Annotated in this window: 16 protein-coding genes and 2 tRNA genes; 1 reads left to right on the top strand and 17 read right to left on the bottom strand. The window is 40.8% G+C overall.

The features are described from left to right. Positions 1-4 precede the first annotated feature (4 nt). The 6 genes from Mia14_RS01230 to Mia14_RS01200 form a co-directional block, all read right to left on the bottom strand. Positions 5-1,780: an ATP-dependent DNA ligase gene (locus Mia14_RS01230; protein ID WP_088819744.1), complete on the bottom strand. Its 1,776-nt coding sequence runs from the start codon at positions 1,778-1,780 to the stop codon at positions 5-7. A gap of 46 nt (positions 1,781-1,826) precedes the next feature. Then, positions 1,827-5,024: a right-handed parallel beta-helix repeat-containing protein gene (locus Mia14_RS01225; protein WP_088819743.1), complete on the bottom strand. Its 3,198-nt coding sequence runs from the start codon at positions 5,022-5,024 to the stop codon at positions 1,827-1,829. A gap of 410 nt (positions 5,025-5,434) precedes the next feature. Next, complete coding sequence (locus tag Mia14_RS01215; RefSeq protein ID WP_088819742.1) at positions 5,435-6,133, bottom strand: peptidase C39 family protein; 699 nt, start codon at positions 6,131-6,133, stop codon at positions 5,435-5,437. 36 nt (positions 6,134-6,169) lie between these two features. After that, positions 6,170-6,267: transfer RNA gene (locus Mia14_RS01210), tRNA-Leu, on the bottom strand. Between the two features lie 111 nt (positions 6,268-6,378). Next, the gene (locus tag Mia14_RS01205) at positions 6,379-6,831 is read right to left on the bottom strand and encodes a YbhB/YbcL family Raf kinase inhibitor-like protein (protein ID WP_157891420.1); all 453 of its coding nucleotides are present in this window, start codon (positions 6,829-6,831) and stop codon (positions 6,379-6,381) included. Between the two features lie 20 nt (positions 6,832-6,851). After that, complete coding sequence (locus Mia14_RS01200; protein WP_088819740.1) at positions 6,852-7,613, bottom strand: NAD-binding protein; 762 nt, start codon at positions 7,611-7,613, stop codon at positions 6,852-6,854. A 227-nt stretch (positions 7,614-7,840) separates the two neighbouring features. Between Mia14_RS01200 and Mia14_RS01195 the strand changes: the two genes are divergently transcribed. Next, on the top strand, positions 7,841-9,106 hold the full coding sequence (locus Mia14_RS01195) for an NAD(P)-dependent malic enzyme (protein WP_088819739.1): 1,266 nt from the start codon (positions 7,841-7,843) through the stop codon (positions 9,104-9,106). Positions 9,107-9,460: 354 nt separating this feature from the next. Here the strand turns inward: Mia14_RS01195 and Mia14_RS01190 are convergent. From Mia14_RS01190 to Mia14_RS01140, 11 genes are all read right to left on the bottom strand, one after another. Beyond that, positions 9,461-9,548 (bottom strand) — tRNA-Ala (locus Mia14_RS01190). Between the two features lie 19 nt (positions 9,549-9,567). Then, the gene (locus Mia14_RS01185) at positions 9,568-9,816 is read right to left on the bottom strand and encodes an LSM domain-containing protein (RefSeq protein WP_232780225.1); all 249 of its coding nucleotides are present in this window, start codon (positions 9,814-9,816) and stop codon (positions 9,568-9,570) included. 60 nt (positions 9,817-9,876) lie between these two features. Next, positions 9,877-10,935: a DNA-directed RNA polymerase subunit A'' gene (locus tag Mia14_RS05220; RefSeq protein WP_088819738.1), complete on the bottom strand. Its 1,059-nt coding sequence runs from the start codon at positions 10,933-10,935 to the stop codon at positions 9,877-9,879. A gap of 10 nt (positions 10,936-10,945) precedes the next feature. Next, on the bottom strand, positions 10,946-13,468 hold the full coding sequence (locus Mia14_RS01175) for a DNA-directed RNA polymerase subunit A' (RefSeq protein WP_088819737.1): 2,523 nt from the start codon (positions 13,466-13,468) through the stop codon (positions 10,946-10,948). 9 nt (positions 13,469-13,477) lie between these two features. Next, on the bottom strand, positions 13,478-15,319 hold the full coding sequence (rpoB, locus tag Mia14_RS01170; RefSeq protein WP_088819736.1) for a DNA-directed RNA polymerase subunit B: 1,842 nt from the start codon (positions 15,317-15,319) through the stop codon (positions 13,478-13,480). Between the two features lie 10 nt (positions 15,320-15,329). Next, a complete protein-coding gene (locus Mia14_RS01165) occupies positions 15,330-16,790 on the bottom strand; it encodes a DNA-directed RNA polymerase subunit B'' (RefSeq protein WP_088819735.1) in 1,461 nt (486 codons plus the stop codon). A gap of 28 nt (positions 16,791-16,818) precedes the next feature. After that, positions 16,819-17,052, bottom strand: a complete 234-nt coding sequence (locus tag Mia14_RS01160) for a DNA-directed RNA polymerase subunit RpoH/Rpb5 C-terminal domain-containing protein (protein WP_232780224.1) — start codon at positions 17,050-17,052, stop codon at positions 16,819-16,821. A gap of 146 nt (positions 17,053-17,198) precedes the next feature. Then, a complete protein-coding gene (locus Mia14_RS01155) occupies positions 17,199-17,585 on the bottom strand; it encodes a hypothetical protein (protein WP_088819734.1) in 387 nt (128 codons plus the stop codon). 251 nt (positions 17,586-17,836) lie between these two features. Continuing rightward, entirely contained in the window at positions 17,837-19,792 is a 1,956-nt protein-coding gene (locus tag Mia14_RS01150) for a beta-CASP ribonuclease aCPSF1 (RefSeq protein WP_088819733.1), read from the bottom strand. A 72-nt stretch (positions 19,793-19,864) separates the two neighbouring features. After that, the gene (gene psmB, locus Mia14_RS01145; protein ID WP_088819732.1) at positions 19,865-20,509 is read right to left on the bottom strand and encodes an archaeal proteasome endopeptidase complex subunit beta; all 645 of its coding nucleotides are present in this window, start codon (positions 20,507-20,509) and stop codon (positions 19,865-19,867) included. A gap of 119 nt (positions 20,510-20,628) precedes the next feature. Further along, entirely contained in the window at positions 20,629-20,874 is a 246-nt protein-coding gene (locus Mia14_RS01140; protein ID WP_088819731.1) for a TRAM domain-containing protein, read from the bottom strand. Between the last annotated feature and the right edge of the window lie 109 nt (positions 20,875-20,983).

Genomic DNA, 20,983 nt, shown 5'->3' with positions numbered 1-20,983 from the left:
GAGATTATTTATTTGACAAGCTTACTTTCTTCTGCTGTGAAAACATCTCTATAACCTCTGAGGTATCTGTTGCATCTTCTGGGCTTTTATCTGCCCGTATAGCTTCTTCTCCAACCAATCTAGGAAATCTTAAAGCATACCCTGCCTCTGTTCCATCGGGCTGCATGGATCTTCCACAGGTGTGCATTGGCGATTCCGTTATTTCATCCGCTTTCACTGTTACAACATATTTTGGGTAAACCCAAAAATCAGGTTCTATCAATGAATCAACACGGGCAGGCTTTGAATCTACTTTTATCTTTGTTAGAAGCTCCTGCAATTTCCTCATTTGATCCTCAGTGAACCCGGTGCCAAGTTTAGTTATAGTCTCAAACATATCTCGTTTTTTGTTATAGACTGCACAGAGAAGTCCCCCAAATTGAAGTTCTGCTCTTGATCCTTTACCTCTGTAGTAGCCTATTATCACTAAATCCAAAGTATCTGAAAGCTCTCCTCTGTAACTCCTTTTCATCTTGATCCATGAGAACTTTCTCGCACCTGCTATATAATGTGACCTTAGGTCCTTAGCCACTATCCCTTCAAGGCCATTCTCAACCGAGTTTTCAAAGAACTCTTCAAATTCTTTTGGGGAGTCTGTAATTATGCGAGTGGATGGGGATATGACATCGGATCCCGTTATAGCTTTCTCTAAAAGCTCTCTACGGGTTTCATATGGTTTGTTCAATAGGTCCTCCCCTTCCAGGTACATTATATCAAATGCCATAAGGTGAAGAGGTAGTTCTTTTATTTTCTCATTGATGCCATACTTACGCTTCCTCTGTATAGTTTCCTGGAAAGGTAGGAATTCCTCAGTGGATTCATTATATGCAAGTGCTTCTCCCTCAAATATGACTTTTTCTGCTTTTATGCTATCCTGCACTGCTTTTACTATATCCGGCATCATGGATGTTGTCTCCTCCAGCCTCCGCGAATATAGTTTTACTTTATTCCCATCTTTATGGACCTGGCATCTAAATCCATCATATTTCTGCTCTACTGCGCATTTTCCTCCCATCTTGTTTAATATTTCACTTGCGGTTGGTAACCTTTCTGCAAGAGCCGGCCTTATGGGCTTGAATAAGGAAACTTTCATGTTTTTTGCGGCTTCTATACCTCCTTCCAACACAATCTCTCCTATCTCTCCAAGATCACTGCATATATTGTAAGAGCGATCCAATATCGATTTGTTAGATCGTTCAGAAGTTGACATCAAGGACAATGCTTCCAGTATGGTTTCATCTCCTACTCCTAACCTCAGCGAATTCAGTGGATATTTTACAATGTATTTGGCTTCAATAGGATCAGAAGCTGCTATCAGTTCAGCCAACATCCTTATTTTGATCTCTTTGCTGCCTTTTCCTGATATCGTTGCGATTTTGTACATTGATCCATATACATCAGAAACATCATATTTCTTGCTTGACATTCTAGCAAGCTTTGAGGATTTTATGAGATTTTCTGTGGCTTCACCCAAATCCCCTTGCTTGTGGTATTCTGATTCTACTTCCTCTTTATTATACCCAGTAGCTATCATTATGGCTTCTTCCATTATCTTGTCAGCTACACCGAATTCAATGCCAATAAAATTTGGTGCTAGCTGCCCCTGTGTCATATATATTAGCTTTGATATTTCCCCTTTTGCAGCTTGCTTGAACATTTCTGATAGTATATTTACCATCTCTATCCTAGATTGTGTTTTTGAAAGTTTTTCGTAATAATCTGACAACGTTTTGAACAGCATATAATCACCTGAAATAGACAGTTGGCCTATTTAAAATACCTACTGCTTATGAATAATTGTAAACCAAGTTATTTTGGCTGGACATATTAGGCGAATTTGAGATTTCTATTGCATCCGATTTATAGGCGCTTTTTACTAATATCTGATTGTTTGTCAATTCTCCGCTTGAATTATAAACCTGTATAGGGGCTGTAAATCCTTGCATATAGCAGTTCTCCAATTTGAAGTTTTTAGAATTTGACACGTTTATGAATGTGCCTCCATTTAAAGCCGACACTGTATGATTGTCACAGTTGAATGTTACATCGTTTGAACGAATCTTCATGCAAACTGTCCCATATTTATAAAGATAATCTGCACCCAGGTTTATGGTTGTTGGATTTGATACTATATAGCACTCTGCACTTGGGCTTGTAGGGCTTAATGCAGAAAGCCAGTAGCAGTCATTTTCCTTCTGTCCGTAATTGAATCCCTTATACTCGGAGTATATAGGGCTGGCATTTGGGGAGCAGTAATAGTCGTAATTAGAACTTATCTGTACAGTATTATTGAATATTGTATTCTTTACAGAATTATTGTATAAGGCAAACCCTATCTTGTTTGAATAGATTGAATTGTTAAATATCAGATTAAGGTATGAGTTATTAAGTACCAACCCGCTGCCTTTTGAGTTTCCGGTTATTTTATTGGTATAAATTACGCTCTTTGATACATTGCGTAATATCAGACCGGTATTCCCGGATATATCGAATGTATTGTTTATTATATATGAATGATTAACATCTGAAAAGTATATTGGTGTTTGATCTGATGCCGTAGAGTTATAGATATTTATGTTTGAAGTTTCCTCAAAATCAAAGGCTTTGTTGAAAGTATAAACTGCACATCCACTTATTGTTACATTTTTCTCTCCCTTGTCATATATTGCACTTCCATACCCTGGAGTCAGTTGGCTAATAGAATATCCGCCACACGAGAGGTTTACATCTGGAACTTTTATGTCAATGCAGTCCGAACTTGAGGTTACAAGATTCTTATCAAGTGCATAAGTTCCGGATCTAGTCACGTTCAAGCAGCTATCTACAGGGTAGAATTTGAGATTAGGTAATACATAGTAAGTGCATACCCCCCACTTTGTATCGCTCAAACCACAGACCGTTGAATAAAATAGGTTTGTAGTTTTATTCGCTATACTGCCAGGCTGTGCATATAAATCAATCTTAGTGCTGTTTAATATTGTGCCCTTGTTGAATTGGTTGTAAAGGGAATCGTTGATGAATACACCAAAAGTATTTTTATTTATTGTGAAGTTGCTGAAATCATTAAGGTTTGATATGTTAAGGTATATACCGTAGAAATTATTTGATACTGCTATTTTATTAAATGAATTGTACTCCGAATCTGCAAATATGTTAATCCCTTTTGTGCTGTTAGATATTGACAGGTTTGAGAAATCAACTTTTGTCGATGATACTACCCCTACTCCATATATGCTGCTGTCGTTTATCCTTATGTTACTTATTTTGGAGTCATTCGAAATTGAAACATTTATTGATTTGTTTACATTTCTGAAATTGCAGTTTTCTATTGAAACATTGCTCAGCCCTAAATAATATATTCCTTCGCTTGAGTTGTAAATGGTGAAATTATTGCAGTCCAAATTTACGTTTGGGGATTTAATTGTTATGCATTTTGGATAATACAATGAGATGTTTTTGACCAAAGAACTGCTTGTATTGGAATATGCGTAGCCTGCAGAAATATTATTTTTTAAATAATAATCGCCAGGGGAGGTTATTGAACCGCAACTTGTTATTGAAGGTGTCAGGGTTATCTTTGATACATTATCCGGTATGTTTAACAAGCTGCATTTTACAAAATCACATCCGAAATTTGTATTGCATATATTTGACTTTGCAAGATTGCTTCTTATAAGTCCATAATCTACATTACAGTAAAACCCGTAAGGAGTATTGTTTATGTAGTTTTCGTAGAATTTATTTCCAGATGAATTTACATATATGCTATAATTTGCACTGCTAGTTATCTTATTGAATTCAACCAAATTGTCTGTTGTATTGCCTGTTAAATAAAGCGAACCGTAATCCAATCCTGCTCCCGACAAAGTGTTATTTATAACACTATTGTTTTCCCCTCCTGATATCCTAACATTAGATATTGTGTTATGGGATATATTATCAAATGTTATAGATACACCTGAAGAATTTTGGATGGAAACCCCATAGGAGAAGTCTTTTATGCTGCATCCGCTTATTGATACATTGCTTTTCTTGTTTATGACAACTCCATTCGTGGATGTGCTAGTCACAATGTAAGGCCCTTTGCCACTTATTCCTTTGTCCTTACATATAAATGCAACATTATTTGTATCTATGGTTATACAGGTTCCACTGGATCCTGAATAGGTAAGATTGACTCCCAGATAGTATACTCCGGGGTTAATTACATCTTGGCAGCTATTTATGTAGTGGAATTTTGGCGTCGGTGGAGGAGGCGGGACAATTACCTTTTTGTGGTGCAGGTATGTTGAAGCAAGTACTACAGCTATTATTGCTATTAAGATAATTACCATTACTAGAAGGAATTTCTTATTGCGCTTCTGTGCTTGTTCTGTTGTTAATAATACTTTTGGCTTTACCGTAGCCAATTTTTTATTGTTTGGAAACCCGAACTTTCTTTTTGGTTGATTATTTGCTATTGATTTGCCTTCAGAACTAATCGGCTGATTGTAATTGGTGTTACTTGACCGGTTATTTGCATTTGATCCTGATACGTATGCATGTGGGTTATAACCGCTTGTATCCCATTTAATTCCGCTGTTATCTTCATTATTATTTTCGGGGGGCTTGCTAGGTGCATCGAGATTTGGTATTTCAGGTATTGGCTTCCGATTGCCTTGATTGGCTTCTTCTCCCTCCTGTGCTTCTTGATTGCTTCCCTTAAATCCTATATTCAAATTGCTTATGTTTTTTGGCTTCTTTTTCTTTGGAGGTTCAGTTATTGCTTCATTGCCATCATTATCCGTAGTTGGTTGGGGGCTGGAATCATCGGCCTTATCATTATCAGAGGAACTGTCATTACTAGAGGAGGGTTCGTCAGACTGGTCTGGGCTATTGTTCTGCTCAGCCTCTTGGCTATTCTGCTGCAGCTTTGATATATAGTCATTTCCACTCTGAGTATTGTCTTCATCCTCTATATTATCCTCAGAAGTATCAGATTCCATAAGTTTACCTGATTTATATTTTATAACAGCTATATTTATTGTTTATTGTTTATAATAATTTCGTTACGTATAAATGCACAATTCTAAATGGGCAATAGTTTATAGAATTTAGAATTCCAAGGATAAAAGTTTACTGCTTAAAATATTATATTAAATTAGCCTTACGGAATTTATGCAACAAGATTTAATATTTTATTGCACATATTGATACTGTTTCCAGTCTGCCTCAGTAGCTCAGTAGTAGAGCGCTTGTCTCGTAATTTATCAAATAAAGGTGAAAACAAGAGGCCGCGGGTGCGATCCCCGTCTGAGGCTTTTATTTTTACAGGAATTGTAAAAAGAAATCTCAAAATGCTTGGTCCTTATATTAGGAATACAAAAAATAAATTTTAGGCTATCACTTCAAACGTTCATTTTGATTTGGATGCTTTTGTGGGCTTGCTGCTAATTTTCTTGGCTTTTACCAATATCATGTAGTATTCTCCTTCATAACCAAGAGATTTTGTCAGCATCTCTGGCTCCATTATCAAGGTAATTCCAGAATATGAGTCATTTATGTAGAATGTATCTTCATCATAACCTTTAATCACTACCCATTGCGGAGAGCCATTAGGAGATACTGTTGAATTGAGAACGTTGGCATTTACCAGGACTATAGGTATTTGGTTGTCGCTCATGTACCTTTTTATAGTGTTTATGGTCACATTTCCCTTTACTTCCTTTACCTCATAATCCTTAATTTTAGTTTTGATCTCGTCAAATGCTGATTGCAATGCATCCAAGTTTATGCCTTCGTATACGGCTATCTTCCTTTCGTATCCTAAGTCCTTTATATTGCTGCTCACTATATATGGCTTGGCACCTCTCTTCGCCAATGCGTAAGCTATACCGTACCTGGATCCATGCCATACGCTTCCATAGACTGTCTCATTCCATATAGAGAACTCGTCTTCCTTAAGCATCTTGTAATCCTTGTTCAGATACTTGAGCACCATCATCACGCTTGCAGCAGAACTTGTAAAATCCTCTGATTGGCTGTATATAGGTATCTCAAAGAGTTTGGATTTTTTGACTATTTTTTTTTCAGCAGTAGGGACCGTTTTTTTCATAGGCTTCACCTTGATTAATCGTTATAAAAGTCAATATGCAGGGAGGGAGATTTATTCTATACATTTGAACTCCCGCAGGCCTAAGCCAATGGATCTTGAGTCCATCGCGTTTGACCAAGCTCCGCCATCCCTGCAGATTATATGATTTTTGAATAAGTTAGATAGCCATCATTACAGCTAAGTTCTTATTACAGTATCCTGTTTACCATTATTAATATTTATGCTTTCCTATAATCTATTGTATATCAGCGTTTATACATCCCAAGATAAGAAGCAACCTTGAGGAATTTATAGGCTAGATCATATGCCTTTTTGACTGTTATTGCTTCTTCATCTATCTTGCTATCCTGCATGTATAAGTTAAAGTTATACCTGTGCGGCTTGTCACCTTTTGGGGGGCATGGTCCGCCATAGCCAATTTTTCCAAAATCGTTATGGCCCTGATAAAACCCCTCTTTGGTTATAGGAGCCTTTTCTATATTCTCATGCAGCTGGCCCTGCTTTAATTGCATATTGTATATAACCCAATGTGTAAATAAGCCCATTGGCGCATCAGGGTCGTTCATTATAAGCATGTAGTACTTGCTTTCAGACGCCTCATCTATAGTTATCTCGGGTGATATGTCATTCCCCTCGCAACTGTAGACTTTTGGTATATATTCGCCATTTTTAAAGGATTTTATGGTTATTTTTTCCATATGCACCACTATAAATTTTATCATTCAGGCTTGTTTGTTAAGCTGTTTATTATATTAACGGCCACCAATGAGCTAGGGTTTATTATCGTGCAGTTTGCGGGAAGATTTAGGTCTGCTAAACGCTTTTCCGCTTCCTGTGAATGTATTATTATTATCTTGTCGGATTCTTTTGATATTGAATTGACGACCAAGAACGTATAAAGCAGCATTGAACTGTTTGACATGTCTATTATTATTTCAAAAGCCTTTTCCAAAGTGAATTTCTTGAGCTCCGCTTCTGATGTCACATCTACCATAAATGCCTTGTATCCGAGATTCTTAAGCTTGTCAACCTCATTGCTGTCGGAACTTAATATGATAAAGTTCTTGTTCAATTTCTTCAGGTTTTCTGCTAATACCAGATTTACTGAATCCGTTCCTATAAGGACTATGTGATTTTTAAAAAACCTTTTCTGAATACCCACTATGCTTCCTGTAAGTTTGTCCATTCTATCTTCCATTACCTCACCAGCTATAAGGCTGAGTGCACCCAAGAATACACCCAGACCTGATATTATAAGTAGCGTTTCAAAGATCATGCCTAAATTAGTATCTGGAACTATGTTGCTTCCCACAGTTGATAACGTTGTTACCGTGAAATAGACAGCATCCAGGTAGCTTAGCTTCTTTAAATTGAAAACTTGGTAATAATTGCCCACTGTATAGGTTGCTAATGAACCTACAACTATCGTTACTAAGATAAGTATTATGTAAACAATCAATTTCAATGAGAATGAAGCCACTTTTTCATCATCTGTTTTTTTAAACTTATATTACTTTGGAGTAAAAAAACTTAAATTTACGTATTGCTTTTCATAAATGCCTAAAAACCCTTAATTCTGTATATCCGTCATTATATAATCATTTATAACAGACGTGTTCAGCGTCTATCAACGAACATTTATTACGTCAATAAACTTTTTGTCAAGTCATTCTTTTTATACTTAACTCATAATTTATATAGATTTCTATGACAACTGAAAAAGACATATTAGACGCACACAGCATTATGCATGGAAAAATAGAGATAATCCCGAAGGTTAAAATTGAATCAAACCAGGACCTTTCAATTCATTATACCCCCGGAGTTGCAACTGTATGTAATGCTATAAAAGATAACAGAGATCTTGCTTACGAGTATACGAACAAAGGCAATATGATAGCAGTAATATCTGACGGCACAAGGATATTGGGGCTTGGCAATATAGGACCGGAAGCGGGACTTCCTGTTATGGAGGGAAAGTCGTTGCTGTTCAAAAGATATGGGGGGGTTGACGCGATACCTATGTGCATTGGGACTACTGATGAGGAGGAAATAATAAAATTTGCAAAGCAGATATCACCTACCTTGGGCGGCATAAATATAGAGGATATAGAATCCCCAAAATCGTTCAGGATTGTGGATAGGCTTTCAGAGGAATTGGATATACCTGTACTACACGATGACCAACAGGGCACGGCAATGGTGATACTTGCAGGCCTTATAAATTCCCTTAAGCTGGCAGGCAAGGATTTGAATAAAGTAAAGATAGTGGTAAATGGAGCGGGCTCCGCTGGGATGGGTGTTGTAAGGCTGCTTGCATTGGCCAAAGTAAAAAATGTCTATGTAGTAGATACGCACGGAATAATATATGATGGAAGAAATGAGGGCATGAATGAGTTTAAGGAAGAGATAGCCAGGCTAACAAATCCTGAAAAGGATAAAGGAAGCTTGGCAGATGCTGCCAAGGGTGCGGATGTGCTCATAGGCCTTTCCAAGCCCAATGTATTCACCGCTGATATTGTAAATGGGATGAATGAAAAGCCAATAATATTCGCCTTGGCCAATCCTATGCCTGAGATAGATTATGATGAAGCAAAGAAGCTTGGGGCATTCGTGGTTGCAACAGGGAGAAGCGATAAGCCAAACCAAGTGAACAACTTGCTTGGATTCCCTGGCATAATGAGAGGTTTGCTGGATTCGAGGGCTAAAAAGGTAACATACAGCATGCTTTATGATGCGGCTGTTGCGCTAGCTGATTCAGTAGGGGACAAATTATCCACGGAATATATACTTCCTTCAGTCGGCAACCCAAATGAAAGCGTTGGTGTATTTGAGAATGTGGCCTTTGCAGTTGCAGAGACCGCAGTCAAGGAGTCCAATTCAAGGATAACTGATCTTGATGCGATAAAAAGCACCATAAGGAAAAACCTTGAGAGAAATAGAGGTTTGCATGAAAAGCTGTCTAAAAATTGAGAACATAATCCCGCATGCATTTCTGCATGCAGGGTGGATATGGTGTGGTGTTTAAAAACACGCGCATATTTACTTGTCATTAACTTATATAAATACTTTTCCCTGTTTTATTTTGAATAACATTAATAAAATTTAATTATTTTTAACAAATTTTCAATATTTTTATTAATTTAATCCTAATCCTCCTCTGCAAATTGCTAATGGGGGTTTTGAATAAGGCGTATTGCAATTTGGTTTTGTCCGGTTTAAGCTTCCAATGTTTGGATTACAGGTAAAAGTTCTAGTTAAATTAGCTTGGGCTTGCATTTTTCTTTCCGCCTTCGCATTTAAATTGAAAGATAAAAAAAAGAAAGGTGGACTCTGCGGGATTTTCATTATTTATATTTTGAACCCGCAACCTCCTGCATGCCATGCAGGCGCGCTACCGTTGTGCCAAGAGCCCACAAAATTTAATTAAGCGTTCAAGTAGGAGAGACAAATATTATATTCCCTCCCCTAAGCAGTATTATGCCCAATTTGGCCTTAAGCTCTCCGCTTGAGTCAAGTTCTTCTGCACCGTCCATCACTATATTCATATGTGCGTCAAACGATGTTATCTTTCCTCTTATGCTGAGATTGTTCTTCAGCCTTACCAGCACCTGCTTTCCTATCGATTTGTTCAACAAGTCAAATGGCCTTTCCTGTGTAAAATTTACGTTTGCATTCATCATTTGCTCACTTTAATCTTTAAAACTTACTTAATTAAAAAACAAAGAATAAATATTTACCTATTATTCCTCCGCTTTTATCTTCTTTAAATCATCCTTCTTTATCGCAAGCTTCACAAGACCTGTACCTACATGTATCTGCTTTCCTATCAGGACGTTCTCCGATACACCTTTCAGAAGGTCTGATTCGCCGAATATGCTTGCGTTTACGAAGTGCTTCACCGTTTCCTCGTATGCGGCCCTCGCGAAGACCGATGCCTTTGTCCCTGCCAGCCCGTGCCTGCCTACTCCTATTATGGTTCCGGTCAGGGTCATTGAATCAGCTATAAGCCCCATATGCCTGAAATCAACCTTTACCCCTTCATGCTGCATCGTATTCCTAAGCTCGTATGCAATCGCATTCCTTGCTGCCTCAACCCCATAGGATTTAAGCACATCAAATGGATCTGTGCTGTATATTTTTTCAGGTACAACCCCGTCCAGCTGCATCGCTTCGGATATATTGCTGCCGCTCGTGAATATATAGAATGATTCGTCATCATTCTGCATTATCACTGCCTTGTTTATGCCTTTTATTCCGGATAGCTGGAAATCCATTATATGTACGAACGCTATGCGCGTAGAATGTATGTCCTTCGGCTTCTTCTGGCTTATTATCAGGTGGTTGCTCTTCTTTTCTATGCTGATTCCGCTGAACTTTTTATTCAGCTTCTCTATAACCATCTCCTCGGTAAGCAGGTTGTCCTCCATCTTGGATTTGCTTAGCACCAGCTCAAGCTTGGACTCCTTAAGATTCTCGATATGCTTTAAGATAACGTCCCTTATGCGTATTTCCTGGAACTTTTTGGCAAGCTTCTTTACTGCATCATAGTCCTTCCTTATCTTGGGCTCAAGTTGCACTGTCATTGTAGGGGAGGCCTGCTTCTTCCTTGCATCTACAAGCTCTATTACCCTGGGCAAACCGGATGATATGGTTGTTGCTATACCTGCACTGTGGAACGTCCTCAATACCATCTGTGTTGAAGGCTCTCCCATTGACTGTGCTGCCACCACACCCACAGGTTCGCCATACTGCACTTTGACATCCTTTATATATGTTTCATCTTCTTTCTTTGTTGCCATATTAAGTACCTCATTTGCTGGGCTCCACGTTGACGTACATAGGGTCTATTCCATCTCCTCCATATAGTGGCTGGATAAGCTCCATCCCTGATCCCCTGACACTTTTGTCCTCGCTTATGTAGAAGTCCATCATCGCGTTTACCAGCCTCCTGTACATGTAACCGCTGACTGCCGTTACCAGCGACTTTGTCGCTGCACTATCTCTTGCTCCCATTGCGTGCTCGAAGAAGTCCGTAGGCGTAAGCCCCTCAAAGAAACATGACGTGACGAAACCTTTCGCGCGGGGGTCCTTGTCGTTCTTGCGGAAGTAAGGCAATACCCTGCCTGAATAACCTCTAGACGGCCTCTTTCCCCTTACCGACTGCTGTCCAAGAAGCATGCTCATCTGTATAACGTTCATTATTGAACCTCTTGCTCCTATTGATGCAAGAAGGAAGGCATTGTTGGTCGTGTTCATTGTCCTATTGAGGTACTTCCCTGCTATGTCTCTTGCTTCACTGAGCTGTGCAAACAGAAGCGTGGTCATGGTCTGCTTCCTTGTGTATCCCGGCAATGATTCAAGGGTCCTGTCGTTGTACTCTTCTGTTATCTTGTTCGCTTTATCCTCCACTTCCTTAATTATTCTATCTCTCTCACTTATCATTTCGTTGCTCACAATGTAGTCCTTGACGCTTACCGTCAAGCCTCTCTTGTAAATTGCCCTCAATGAGATCTTTGTCAGATTCAGTATGAACCTCTCTATGAAATCGGGCCCGTAGTCTATGAATAGCTTTGATATAAGGGTTGATCCCTTTTCCCCTATCATCCTGGCATCAAGTATTCCCTCTATAAGCTTCCCATTCTTTATTATAACCTGCCCCTTCATGTTGTTTCCCGTGAAATTGAAGTCCTTTGGGAACAGCATTGAGATTATATCCTTTCCATTGTAAAGCCCTTTCTCTGATTCGTCTGGCAGATCAAATATGCCTATATAGGCGAGCATCAAGGCTGCTTCATCCTTTGTGTAATAGGTGTCGCCTTTTGTTAAGAAGTACGCTCCTGCTATCTCATCTTCTTCTGCATAGAAGACCGGCTGGCCGTGCCTTGCACTGAGCATCAGGTTCTTGGGCTGCATCATGTACATCGCTTCCGCCTGCGCTTCTAGAGTCTGAGGCACGTGAAGATTCATCTCGTCCCCATCATAGTCTGCATTATAAGGATATGCTGCAGAAACCTGTATCCTGAACGTCTTTCCGGGCATCACCTTTACCCTATGGGCCATTATCGATAGCCTGTGCAGCGTAGGCTGCCTGTTGAACAGGACTAAGTCGTTGTCCATCAATTGCCTCTCCACTACATCTCCAGGCTCTAAGCTTGCGACAAGGTCTTCGCGGTTTGTCTCCGTGACCCTCTTCCTTATGCCACCTTTTGATATCACATTAAGCGCTTTTGGATAATCTGGATTCAGGATAAACTTCTTTGCCGCCTCAATATTCCACTTAGTTACGTAAAGTGGTATTGTCATCACAGACGCTATCTTCATCGGCACTCCCACTTGGTTTATTGTAAGGCTTGCATCCGAAGATATGACGCTTCTTGCTGAAAAGTTGACCCTCTTTCCACTTAAGTTATACCTCAACCTTCCTTCCTTGCCCTTAAGCCTCTGCGCCAATGTCTTCAGAGGCTTTGTGCTCCTGTGCCTTGCTACCGGAACTCCAGGCGTTTCGTTGTTGAAATATGTTGTAACGTGATATTGAAGAAGCTCCCAAAGGTCGTCTATTATTATCTGTGGGGCTCCAGCATCTATATCCTGCGAAAGCCTCTCGTTTATACGCATAATCTCTACGAGCTTGTGCGTCAGGTCGTCTTCGCTCCTCTCTCCCGACTCCAGGGTTATTGAAGGCCTCACATTTACTGGAGGCACTAGAAGCACGCTAAGTATGAGCCATTCGGGCCTTGTTGCATTTGGGTCTATCCCTATGCTTACCAAATCCTCGTCAGGTATATTTGCAAGCCAATCCCTTATCGTATCCGGCTTAAGTGTTTCACCGTTAAGGTAGAAGAATGTAGGCCTTTCAAACTTGCGCTTATGCTGGTCCGATCCGCAGTAAGGGCATTTCTTAAGCGTCTTCAGCTTTTTGACTATGTCATTGAAGAGAAGCTCTTCCTTCTGCTCGTCTGCGTTCAGGTTTATCTCCTTCAATGCGGACCTTACGTCATCTGCAAGCTCCTTGCTCAACATTACCCTATTGCACTTCTCACATGTTGACTGCAGAAGCATGTATATGAATCTCGCGAACTCCGGGTGTATCACCGGCCTTACCAGCTCTATGTGCCCGAAATGGCCCATGCAGCTCTTTGCTCTTCCTCCACAGGTCTTGCACTTGAGCCCAGGGTCTATGACTCCAAGCCTCTGGTCCATAAGCCCTCCGTCTATTGGATAGCCGTCTTCATTGTATGTATCGGCCACTATAAGCTTTGCTACGCTCATCTTCTTTATCGTGTCTGGACTTAAAGTTGTAAATTTTATACTATCTATAATTTCAGCTTGCATGACAACCCCTCAACCTTTCAATTTTATCCTTGGCAGTATGTGCATCGACTTGAGCTCATCTATGAGCAGCTTGAATGCATAGCTTATCTCAACTTCTTCAAGGTCGCTGCTGCCGCATGTTGGGCATACCGCAGTATTCTTTATGTAATCAAAATAACCAAGATCTCCGCAGCTCTTGCATATCCATACAGGGGCCTTGTCGCTTTGGTCCAGCATCCTCTCTTTTAGGACCAAGCTGGCGCCATAGCCTATTATGGCTTCACGTTCCATCTCTCCGAACTTCAGCCCTCCCTTACGAGGCTTGCCCTCCGTAGGCTGCCTTGTCAATATCTGGACAGGCCCTCTGCTCCTTACCTGTATCTTCAGGCTTACCATATGCCATAGCCTCTGGAAGTATACCACTCCAGTGAACAGCTTCGCATCGAACTTCTTTCCTGTCCTTCCATCGTAAAACTCTTCGTCCCCGTACTCCTCAAACCCATGGGACTGCAATATACGGCCGTATTCCTTCACCAAGTCAGACCCATTTGCACTAAAGGCGGTTCCATCAAACTTCTTACCCTCTAATGATCCTGCCTTTCCGGCAAGCATCTCAAGCATGTGCCCGTATGTCATTCTATTAGGCAAGCTGTTTGGATTAAGAAGAAGATCAGGTATTATCCCGTCTTTTGTAAATGGCATATCCTCCTGAGGTACCAGCAATGCTGTTACCCCTTTCTGCGACTGCCTGCTTGCAAACTTGTCTCCAGCCTCGGGCGTCTTTATGCCCCTTATCCTCACTTTAACTATTTTTGTGGCTCCTGGACTCTCGCTCAGCAATACGCTGTCTACCACTCCGGACTCACCAGACCTCAGTTCGGCTGAATTGTCTCTCACTCTTTCTTCGCTGACACCATAGCTCGTCTGCTCCTCCAGGAATCTTGGAGGGGATACCTTTCCTATTATAACGTCTCCTTCCTCGACATCAACTTCAGGCTCTACTATCCCATCTTCTCCAAGCTTTGCATAGACATGCTCTCCCCTATAACCTTCCGATGTTGCTGGAGGTATTACAAACTTGTCCTGCTGGCCTCCAGGATATCTTATCTCTTCGTCAGAGTAAGTCCTGAAGAATACACTTCTTCCCAAACCTCTGTTCACAGAAGCCTTGTTTAGGACTAATGCGTCTTTTATGTTATAACCATAATAGGTGCTCAATGCCACCACGAAATTCTGGCCTGCAGGGTGCTTGCTCAGGTTCAATGAGCGGTATGCGGAACTCGTTACCAGAGGCTCTTGAGGGTAATACATCAGAAATGCTCTTGCATCGTACCGGTAATTGAAGTTCGTTGCGTAAAAACCCTGCGACTGCTTCATGAAGTTCCATGCTATTGGGTGCCTTCCTACATTGTTGAATTCAGGGAAAACGCTGCTGCTTACTGTAACTCCGAACATTATCGAAGGCTCTATTTCAAGATGCGTGGTATCTTCCGTTATGTCTTTTTCTGAAAGGGCACAGTATATGTTCTCTTCTTCCTCTGCGTCCAAGTACTCTATCACTCCGTGATGGACTAGGTAATTGAAATCTATCTCTCCTTTTTTAAGCTTTTCCTTGAGCTCCGGAGTGTAAAGGCTTTTGCCGTTACTCACGATTATGTAGGGCTTCCTTACTCTTCCGTTATCTGCATTTACATGTACTTCATTGATCTTGGCATTGTAGTAGACATTAACTTCGTTTGATATCAATCCCATTCTCCTGTTCTTTCTTATCTCTTTTACAAATTCGCTACCGTCCTTTACATAAGAGATTAATTTGCCGTCCAGGTAAACTGGGCATTTTTCATTTACAGAGGCATTATTTTTACTTGGCAATATATCACCATCAGATTAATTTCATTTCTTTCAGCTTATTCTGCAGGAAATTCTCATCGGCACCCACAGTTACCTTTGACATTACAGCAAGGTATTTTGTAAGCCCTACCTCACCACCTTCTGGGCTTTCGCTAGGACATATCTTTCCTATCGTCGTCCCGTGTACGTCTCTTGCCTTGAAGTGAGGATGCTTCTTTGCCAGGGGGGATTTTACTCTCCTTATATGCGCAAATGTGCTCATTATGTTCATCCTGTCAAGCACCTGCGATACTCCTGTCTGCCCTGCAGGCCATGATCCTGTGCTCATTGAGTATAATATCTTGTCCGTAAGGCTGTCAGGGTTGATGTTCGTTTTTACCGTCAACTTCCTTCCTCTCGCTGTCGTGCGCTCTATATGGTACTTCACGTCCTTGACGAAAGCCCTGAATGCAGTGTTGAACAGCTCTTCCATCATGTCGCCTGCAAGGCGAATCCTTTTGTTGGCATAGTGGTCTCTGTCATCCTGCTTTATGTACTTGTAGGCAAGCAGTGACGAGCGCTCTGCCATTTTGAGAAGGAACAGTCCTTTCTCTTTCCTTACTTCTGGAGCGGAGCCAAGATGCGGAAGTATATAGGTGTCAAGCTGCATCTCCGCCCTTTTTTCCTGATAAGACGCTGCTTGGTTGGGCGCGGTGTCCTTTCCCAATTTGGTTATGGCTTCTTTCTGCGATAGGTCCTTTGACTCACTCACATCTATGTTTACCATTAGGTCATTTTTTACATCTGCATTCGACACTGATGCCAGTATCTCGTCATTGGACAACCCCAATGCGTGCAGTACCAAAATCAGGTCAATGCCCTTTGACAGTGTTGGGAACAATAGAGTGTATATCCCATATTCGTCCCTGTTTACCGTGCATTTTGAGCGGAAGCTGAGAGTAGTTGAGAAAATCCTGGTCGAATACATATCTTTTTCTTTTGAGGTAAACATCCTGTTAGGTGCAAGGTCCTCTATCCCTACTAGTACTCTCTCAGTGCCTTTAATTATGAAATAACCGCCAGGGTCATCAGGATCCTCGTGGTCCATTGCCAGCTGGTTCCTTGACATATTCTTTGTGTAGCATAAGTTGCTCTTTACCATTATGGGCAATTCGCCTACATACGCTTCATCTTGTGAATCAAGCTTCTCTATTCCACTTATCACTGGAACATATGTAAGGTACATCGGAGCGGAGTATGTAAGGTTTCTTGCAAGCGCCTCGTGTGGATAAATCTTCTTTATTGAACTGTCCGACTCTATTACCATAGGTGTTTCCAAACGTATGCCTTTGAATTTTATCGCAAAATCAGCGACATCTGGTTCTACCAACGAATTGGCTTCTATTACTTTGCCTATGCCTATGCTTATAAATCTATTATAGCTATCTATCTGCTGCTGGGCTATGGATGTAGACTTAAGGTAAGACTCGAGAATTTCGTGTTCATTATACATTGTACCAACCTACTTAAAACTACAGGGATTATATGCTGCCTTTCTTGATTATAAGCCTGTAATATGTATACTTTTTGCCGTCGTCGTCTCTGTCAATTGCGACTATTTGCCCTGGCTTGCCCTTTACTTTCAGAATTTGTGGATCGTCATCGTAGATCTTTGGCAATTTATCAGGAGTAATCTTAAATTTTTTGAGCACTTCATCAGCTTCGCTATCGCTCAATATTACATGTTTTTCAACTAAAATTGGATTAGAAGACAAGTAGTTCACCGGCAGCAATTAATTATTTTAAAACAAATAAATAAATAACTTTTGCATTAAATCGTTTATTTTTATTCTTAGGCATAACTATTTTTATCGTAATCTTATCCATAATTGCAATTTTAGGCAATTCAGTACCAACTTTCCTAATATGGTATATTATCTGTTATATCTATGAGCCTGCCTTTTAATTCCTGCACCTTGTTAAAAATCTTTTCTATCTCGACAAAGCACAGCTCTTTAAGTTGATCTTCAATCGCTTTATAGTACCCCTTCTTGGCCATGGTCATTATGAAGAGATTCCTCCTGCGTTCGTCTTCGTATTTATTAAGGAATGCATTTCCAAAATGTAAAAGAAGCTTCTTGTAGTCACTGTAGGTTTGGCTATTTATCTTAACAATCTCCAGATAAGGCAAGGATGTTGCCTGTCCGCCTGAAAGCACATAGGTAATTGCTGGATTGGCTACATCGCCTATGCCTGCGCCTGCGAGGCCATATATGGCTGATGCCACAAGACTGTAGTTCGCTTCCAATTCTGTATTGCTTGGGGCTTAAGTGTTGTAAAGATAAAGATTTATAAAAAAGTTAATTGTATCTGGACCATTTTGAAAGATATCAAGGATCCTGAAATAGGGGGATTCTTGCGATAATGCTGAGCATAATGAAAATATTAGGCAGGCTCGTAAAAGACGATTGCTAAAAATAATATCCAAAAATAGACATGGCAGAAGCCCTGCCTATAAGGACAGGGCGATTCCCAATGCCTTCCACTTATCCTATTAGTTCATTTGAGGCGTATCGTGTCCAGATTCATAGGTGCCCTTGCATTCGCATGAAGTGCCCTTCCAAGGGTGTCCGCCAGGTCAACGCATTTGGATTCCTCTCCATGCATTGTGAACACGTTCTTTGGCCTTACGGTTAGGTGCTTTGCGAAATCCATCAGCTGCCTCCTGTCGCTGTGGCCTGAGAATCCTTCCACTACATTGACGCCCATCTTGACTTCCGTAGGCACGAATCTCCCATCAGGGTCGGGCAGAGGGACCTCTTTCACACCATTCTGTATCTTCCTTCCTAAGGAGTTTGCGCTGTTGTAACCGACAAAGATTAACGAGTTCCTCTCATCGCCTGCAAGCCTCCTGAAGTACTCTACGCTCGCACCTCCGTTCAGCATTCCTCCGCTTGCGAGTATTATTGCTGGGCCCTGCGCGTCTATAACGTTTTCGCGCTCTCCCTTTATAACTTCGAATATCTCACTTTCGAAAGGCGAGTTGTTGTTTAGTATCTTCCTCCTAAGCCCTTCCTTTAGGTATTCTGGATAGGCGGTGTGTATAGCATTTGCCTCTATTATCATTCCGTCTAGATAAACCGGAACATCCAGTCCGTAGCTCTTGAAGTAGGACTCTATGACAAGCTGTATCTCCTGGCTTCTTCCCACTGCAAAGAGGGGTATAAGCACTTTTCCCCCATTGTCCGTAGTCTTCTTTATGATCGACATAAGGTTCTTTTCTGAATCGTGCCTGTCCTGGGTTATGTCATGAGGCCCTCCGTAAGTGCTTTCCGTGAAGAACGCATCTATCCTTGGGTAATCAGTGGCGGCAGGGTCAAATAGCCTTGTGAAGCCGTATTTCATATCACCGCTGTGCACTATATTGTACATTCCTTCCCCGTAATGAAGGTGCACCGTTGCGCTTCCCAATATATGCCCTGCGTTGTGGTAAGTCAGCTTAAGCTCATCTGTTACATTCGTTACCTCTTTGTAATCCCTTGTTATCATATGCGTAAGCATCTTCCTTATATCCTTCTCGTCATACAAAGGCGTTCCTCCGCTATGGGCTACCAGCCTTGTGTAATCGTTAAGAAGAAGAGCTGCAAGATCCCTTGTTGGAGGGGTGCAGTATACAGGCCCATCGTAGCCGTACTTGAATAGGTATGGCACGAATCCTATATGATCCATGTGGCCGTGCGTAAGTATGACCGCGTCTATGTCATTCATCGTTATGTTGGCGCTGTCCAGGTAAGGGAATGCCTTGTTGCCCTCCGATCCAGCATTTGCATCAAGCCCTTTTATACCAGGCTCCGGGCTTATTCCGCAGTCGATTATCACTTTTGAATTCGGTGTTTCCAGCAGAAGGCTGCTCCTTCCTACCTCCCTGAATCCCCCCAAAGCCGTTGCCTTAAGCCATTCGCTCTTCATCAGCACGTTATTTATTTTCTTTCCTACGCCGAGCAGGAACTTCTTTCTAAATGCGCTTTCGTTGTAAAGCAGCTGCCTAACCCCCTTTATCGTGTCGCTGTTCATCGTTGGGGATCTCAGTATTTTTGGAGACCACTTTGTATCGTTTACTATGCTTTTTATCGTTGATCCCTCCTTGCCTATTACAAGGCCTGGCTTCAATGATTCTATGTAAACCTCCGCAAATTCTGGAACGAACTTTATGCTTGTAATCCCTGCCTCCTTTGGTATTAACTCCTTAATCCTCTCCAATGCCTGCTCCGGATTCATAAGGACTGAACTGTCCGAGCGTATAATTAGCTTCTTCTTTATCAGTGACGCTATATTCCTAACAATTGATTCGTCGTTATAGACTGCCTTGATGTTCTTTACTATCACTACTATGTCTGGCCCTTCAAACTCTGCCTTAACGTAATCTGCTGATGCGGGCAGCATGCTCTTTATCTGGTTGAAAATTTCTGTTGCTTTTATCTTTGACTGATCCTCTTTTTTGACTTGGTCTTCCAAAAAATCACTACTTATTAATTTATTTTTAATTTATATCTGTAAAAAAAGAATATTCTAAAATAAAAAGAAAAATTATTTTGATGAAGAAACCTCTTTCTCAAGCTCCTTGCCGCTGTACTCCTTGTACCCGTTCTTTGTGATCGCGGCTATCGCTATATTGTTTCCTGTTGCTGAATCCCTGCTCATTGCTATTGAAACAGCCCTCTTCGCAATCCTGATTCCATCCTTGACTGTAAGATTGTCCTTGTAAGCATCCTCCAGGTAACCCAGCGCTTCGAGAGATCCGCTTCCTGTGGATGTGAATTTGGATTCATCGGTGTATCCTCCTACTGGATCAAGATTGAATAATTGAGGCTTGCCTTCGCTATCAACTCCTCCGACGATGAGCTGTACCATAAATGGCATCATCTTGTTCTGCTGCAATATTATTGAAAGAAGATTGGTTACGACTTTAGGGGACATCATCTTGTTCTCATTCATCTTATAAATCTCATTCTGTATCTTTATTACCCTTATTATTTCCTCTGCATCTCCTACTCCTCCAGCTATTGTCATTCCTATGTTCTCATCTATCTGCCATACCTTCCTCGCTTCTTTACTGGCAATAAATGTGTCCATAGTAGCCCTAGAATCAGCGCCAAGCACTACTCCATCCTTGCATATAATTCCAACTGTCGTTGTTCCCTTCATGTATTTGATTAATGCTTTTTCGTCCATAGTATATACCTCTGGTTTAAACTAAAATAGCTTTTAAAATAAAAATCTATAGGATAACATAACTAAAATATAAAAATTATGCTTAAAAATTCAGGTAATTAAAGTTTAAAATAAAAAAATTAAAGTTCCAACAGGCTTCCATTTCCGAAGAACTGCTTGTCGTTATCTACAAGCTGTGCATATCCAAAGGTTCTGTTTACCTTTACCACTTTTACCTTGTAGCTGGCTCCAACACGGGTCTTTGCGTTCTTTATGAAAATTACATAGTCTCCTACTCTACCTATGCCTTCCCCTCTTGGATCCTTTGCGTTTACTTTAAGGTCCAATTCCATTCCTTCTTCCACTCTATCCTTCAAGTATTTCATCTACACCACTCCATATCCATAGTATATTAAATTGCCAAACATATTTAAGCTTATTATACAAAAATCAGGATTTTTCGTTAAAAAACGTAATTAGGCAAAAAAGTGCAAA

Origin of the sequence: Candidatus Mancarchaeum acidiphilum (assembly GCF_002214165.1) — an archaeon.
Classification (GTDB): Archaea; Micrarchaeota; Micrarchaeia; order Micrarchaeales; family Micrarchaeaceae; genus Mancarchaeum; species Mancarchaeum acidiphilum.
Note: the sequence above shows the minus strand (reverse complement) of the source record. Positions and strands in the feature narration are given on the sequence as shown.

Excerpts from the sequence above, each read along its gene's own strand:
- Mia14_RS01230 (WP_088819744.1), bottom strand. The coding sequence starts at position 1,780 with ATGCTGTTCAAAACGTTGTCAGATTATTACGAAAAACTTTCAAAAACA.
- Mia14_RS01225 (WP_088819743.1), bottom strand. The coding sequence starts at position 5,024 with ATGGAATCTGATACTTCTGAGGATAATATAGAGGATGAAGACAATACT.
- Mia14_RS01215 (WP_088819742.1), bottom strand. The coding sequence starts at position 6,133 with ATGAAAAAAACGGTCCCTACTGCTGAAAAAAAAATAGTCAAAAAATCC.
- Mia14_RS01205 (WP_157891420.1), bottom strand. The coding sequence starts at position 6,831 with ATGGAAAAAATAACCATAAAATCCTTTAAAAATGGCGAATATATACCA.
- Mia14_RS01195 (WP_088819739.1), top strand. The coding sequence starts at position 7,841 with ATGACAACTGAAAAAGACATATTAGACGCACACAGCATTATGCATGGA.
- Mia14_RS01185 (WP_232780225.1), bottom strand. The coding sequence starts at position 9,816 with ATGATGAATGCAAACGTAAATTTTACACAGGAAAGGCCATTTGACTTG.
- Mia14_RS05220 (WP_088819738.1), bottom strand. The coding sequence starts at position 10,935 with ATGGCAACAAAGAAAGAAGATGAAACATATATAAAGGATGTCAAAGTG.
- Mia14_RS01175 (WP_088819737.1), bottom strand. The coding sequence starts at position 13,468 with ATGCAAGCTGAAATTATAGATAGTATAAAATTTACAACTTTAAGTCCA.
- Mia14_RS01165 (WP_088819735.1), bottom strand. The coding sequence starts at position 16,790 with ATGTATAATGAACACGAAATTCTCGAGTCTTACCTTAAGTCTACATCC.
- psmB (WP_088819732.1), bottom strand. The coding sequence starts at position 20,509 with ATGGACGAAAAAGCATTAATCAAATACATGAAGGGAACAACGACAGTT.
- Mia14_RS01140 (WP_088819731.1), bottom strand. The coding sequence starts at position 20,874 with ATGAAATACTTGAAGGATAGAGTGGAAGAAGGAATGGAATTGGACCTT.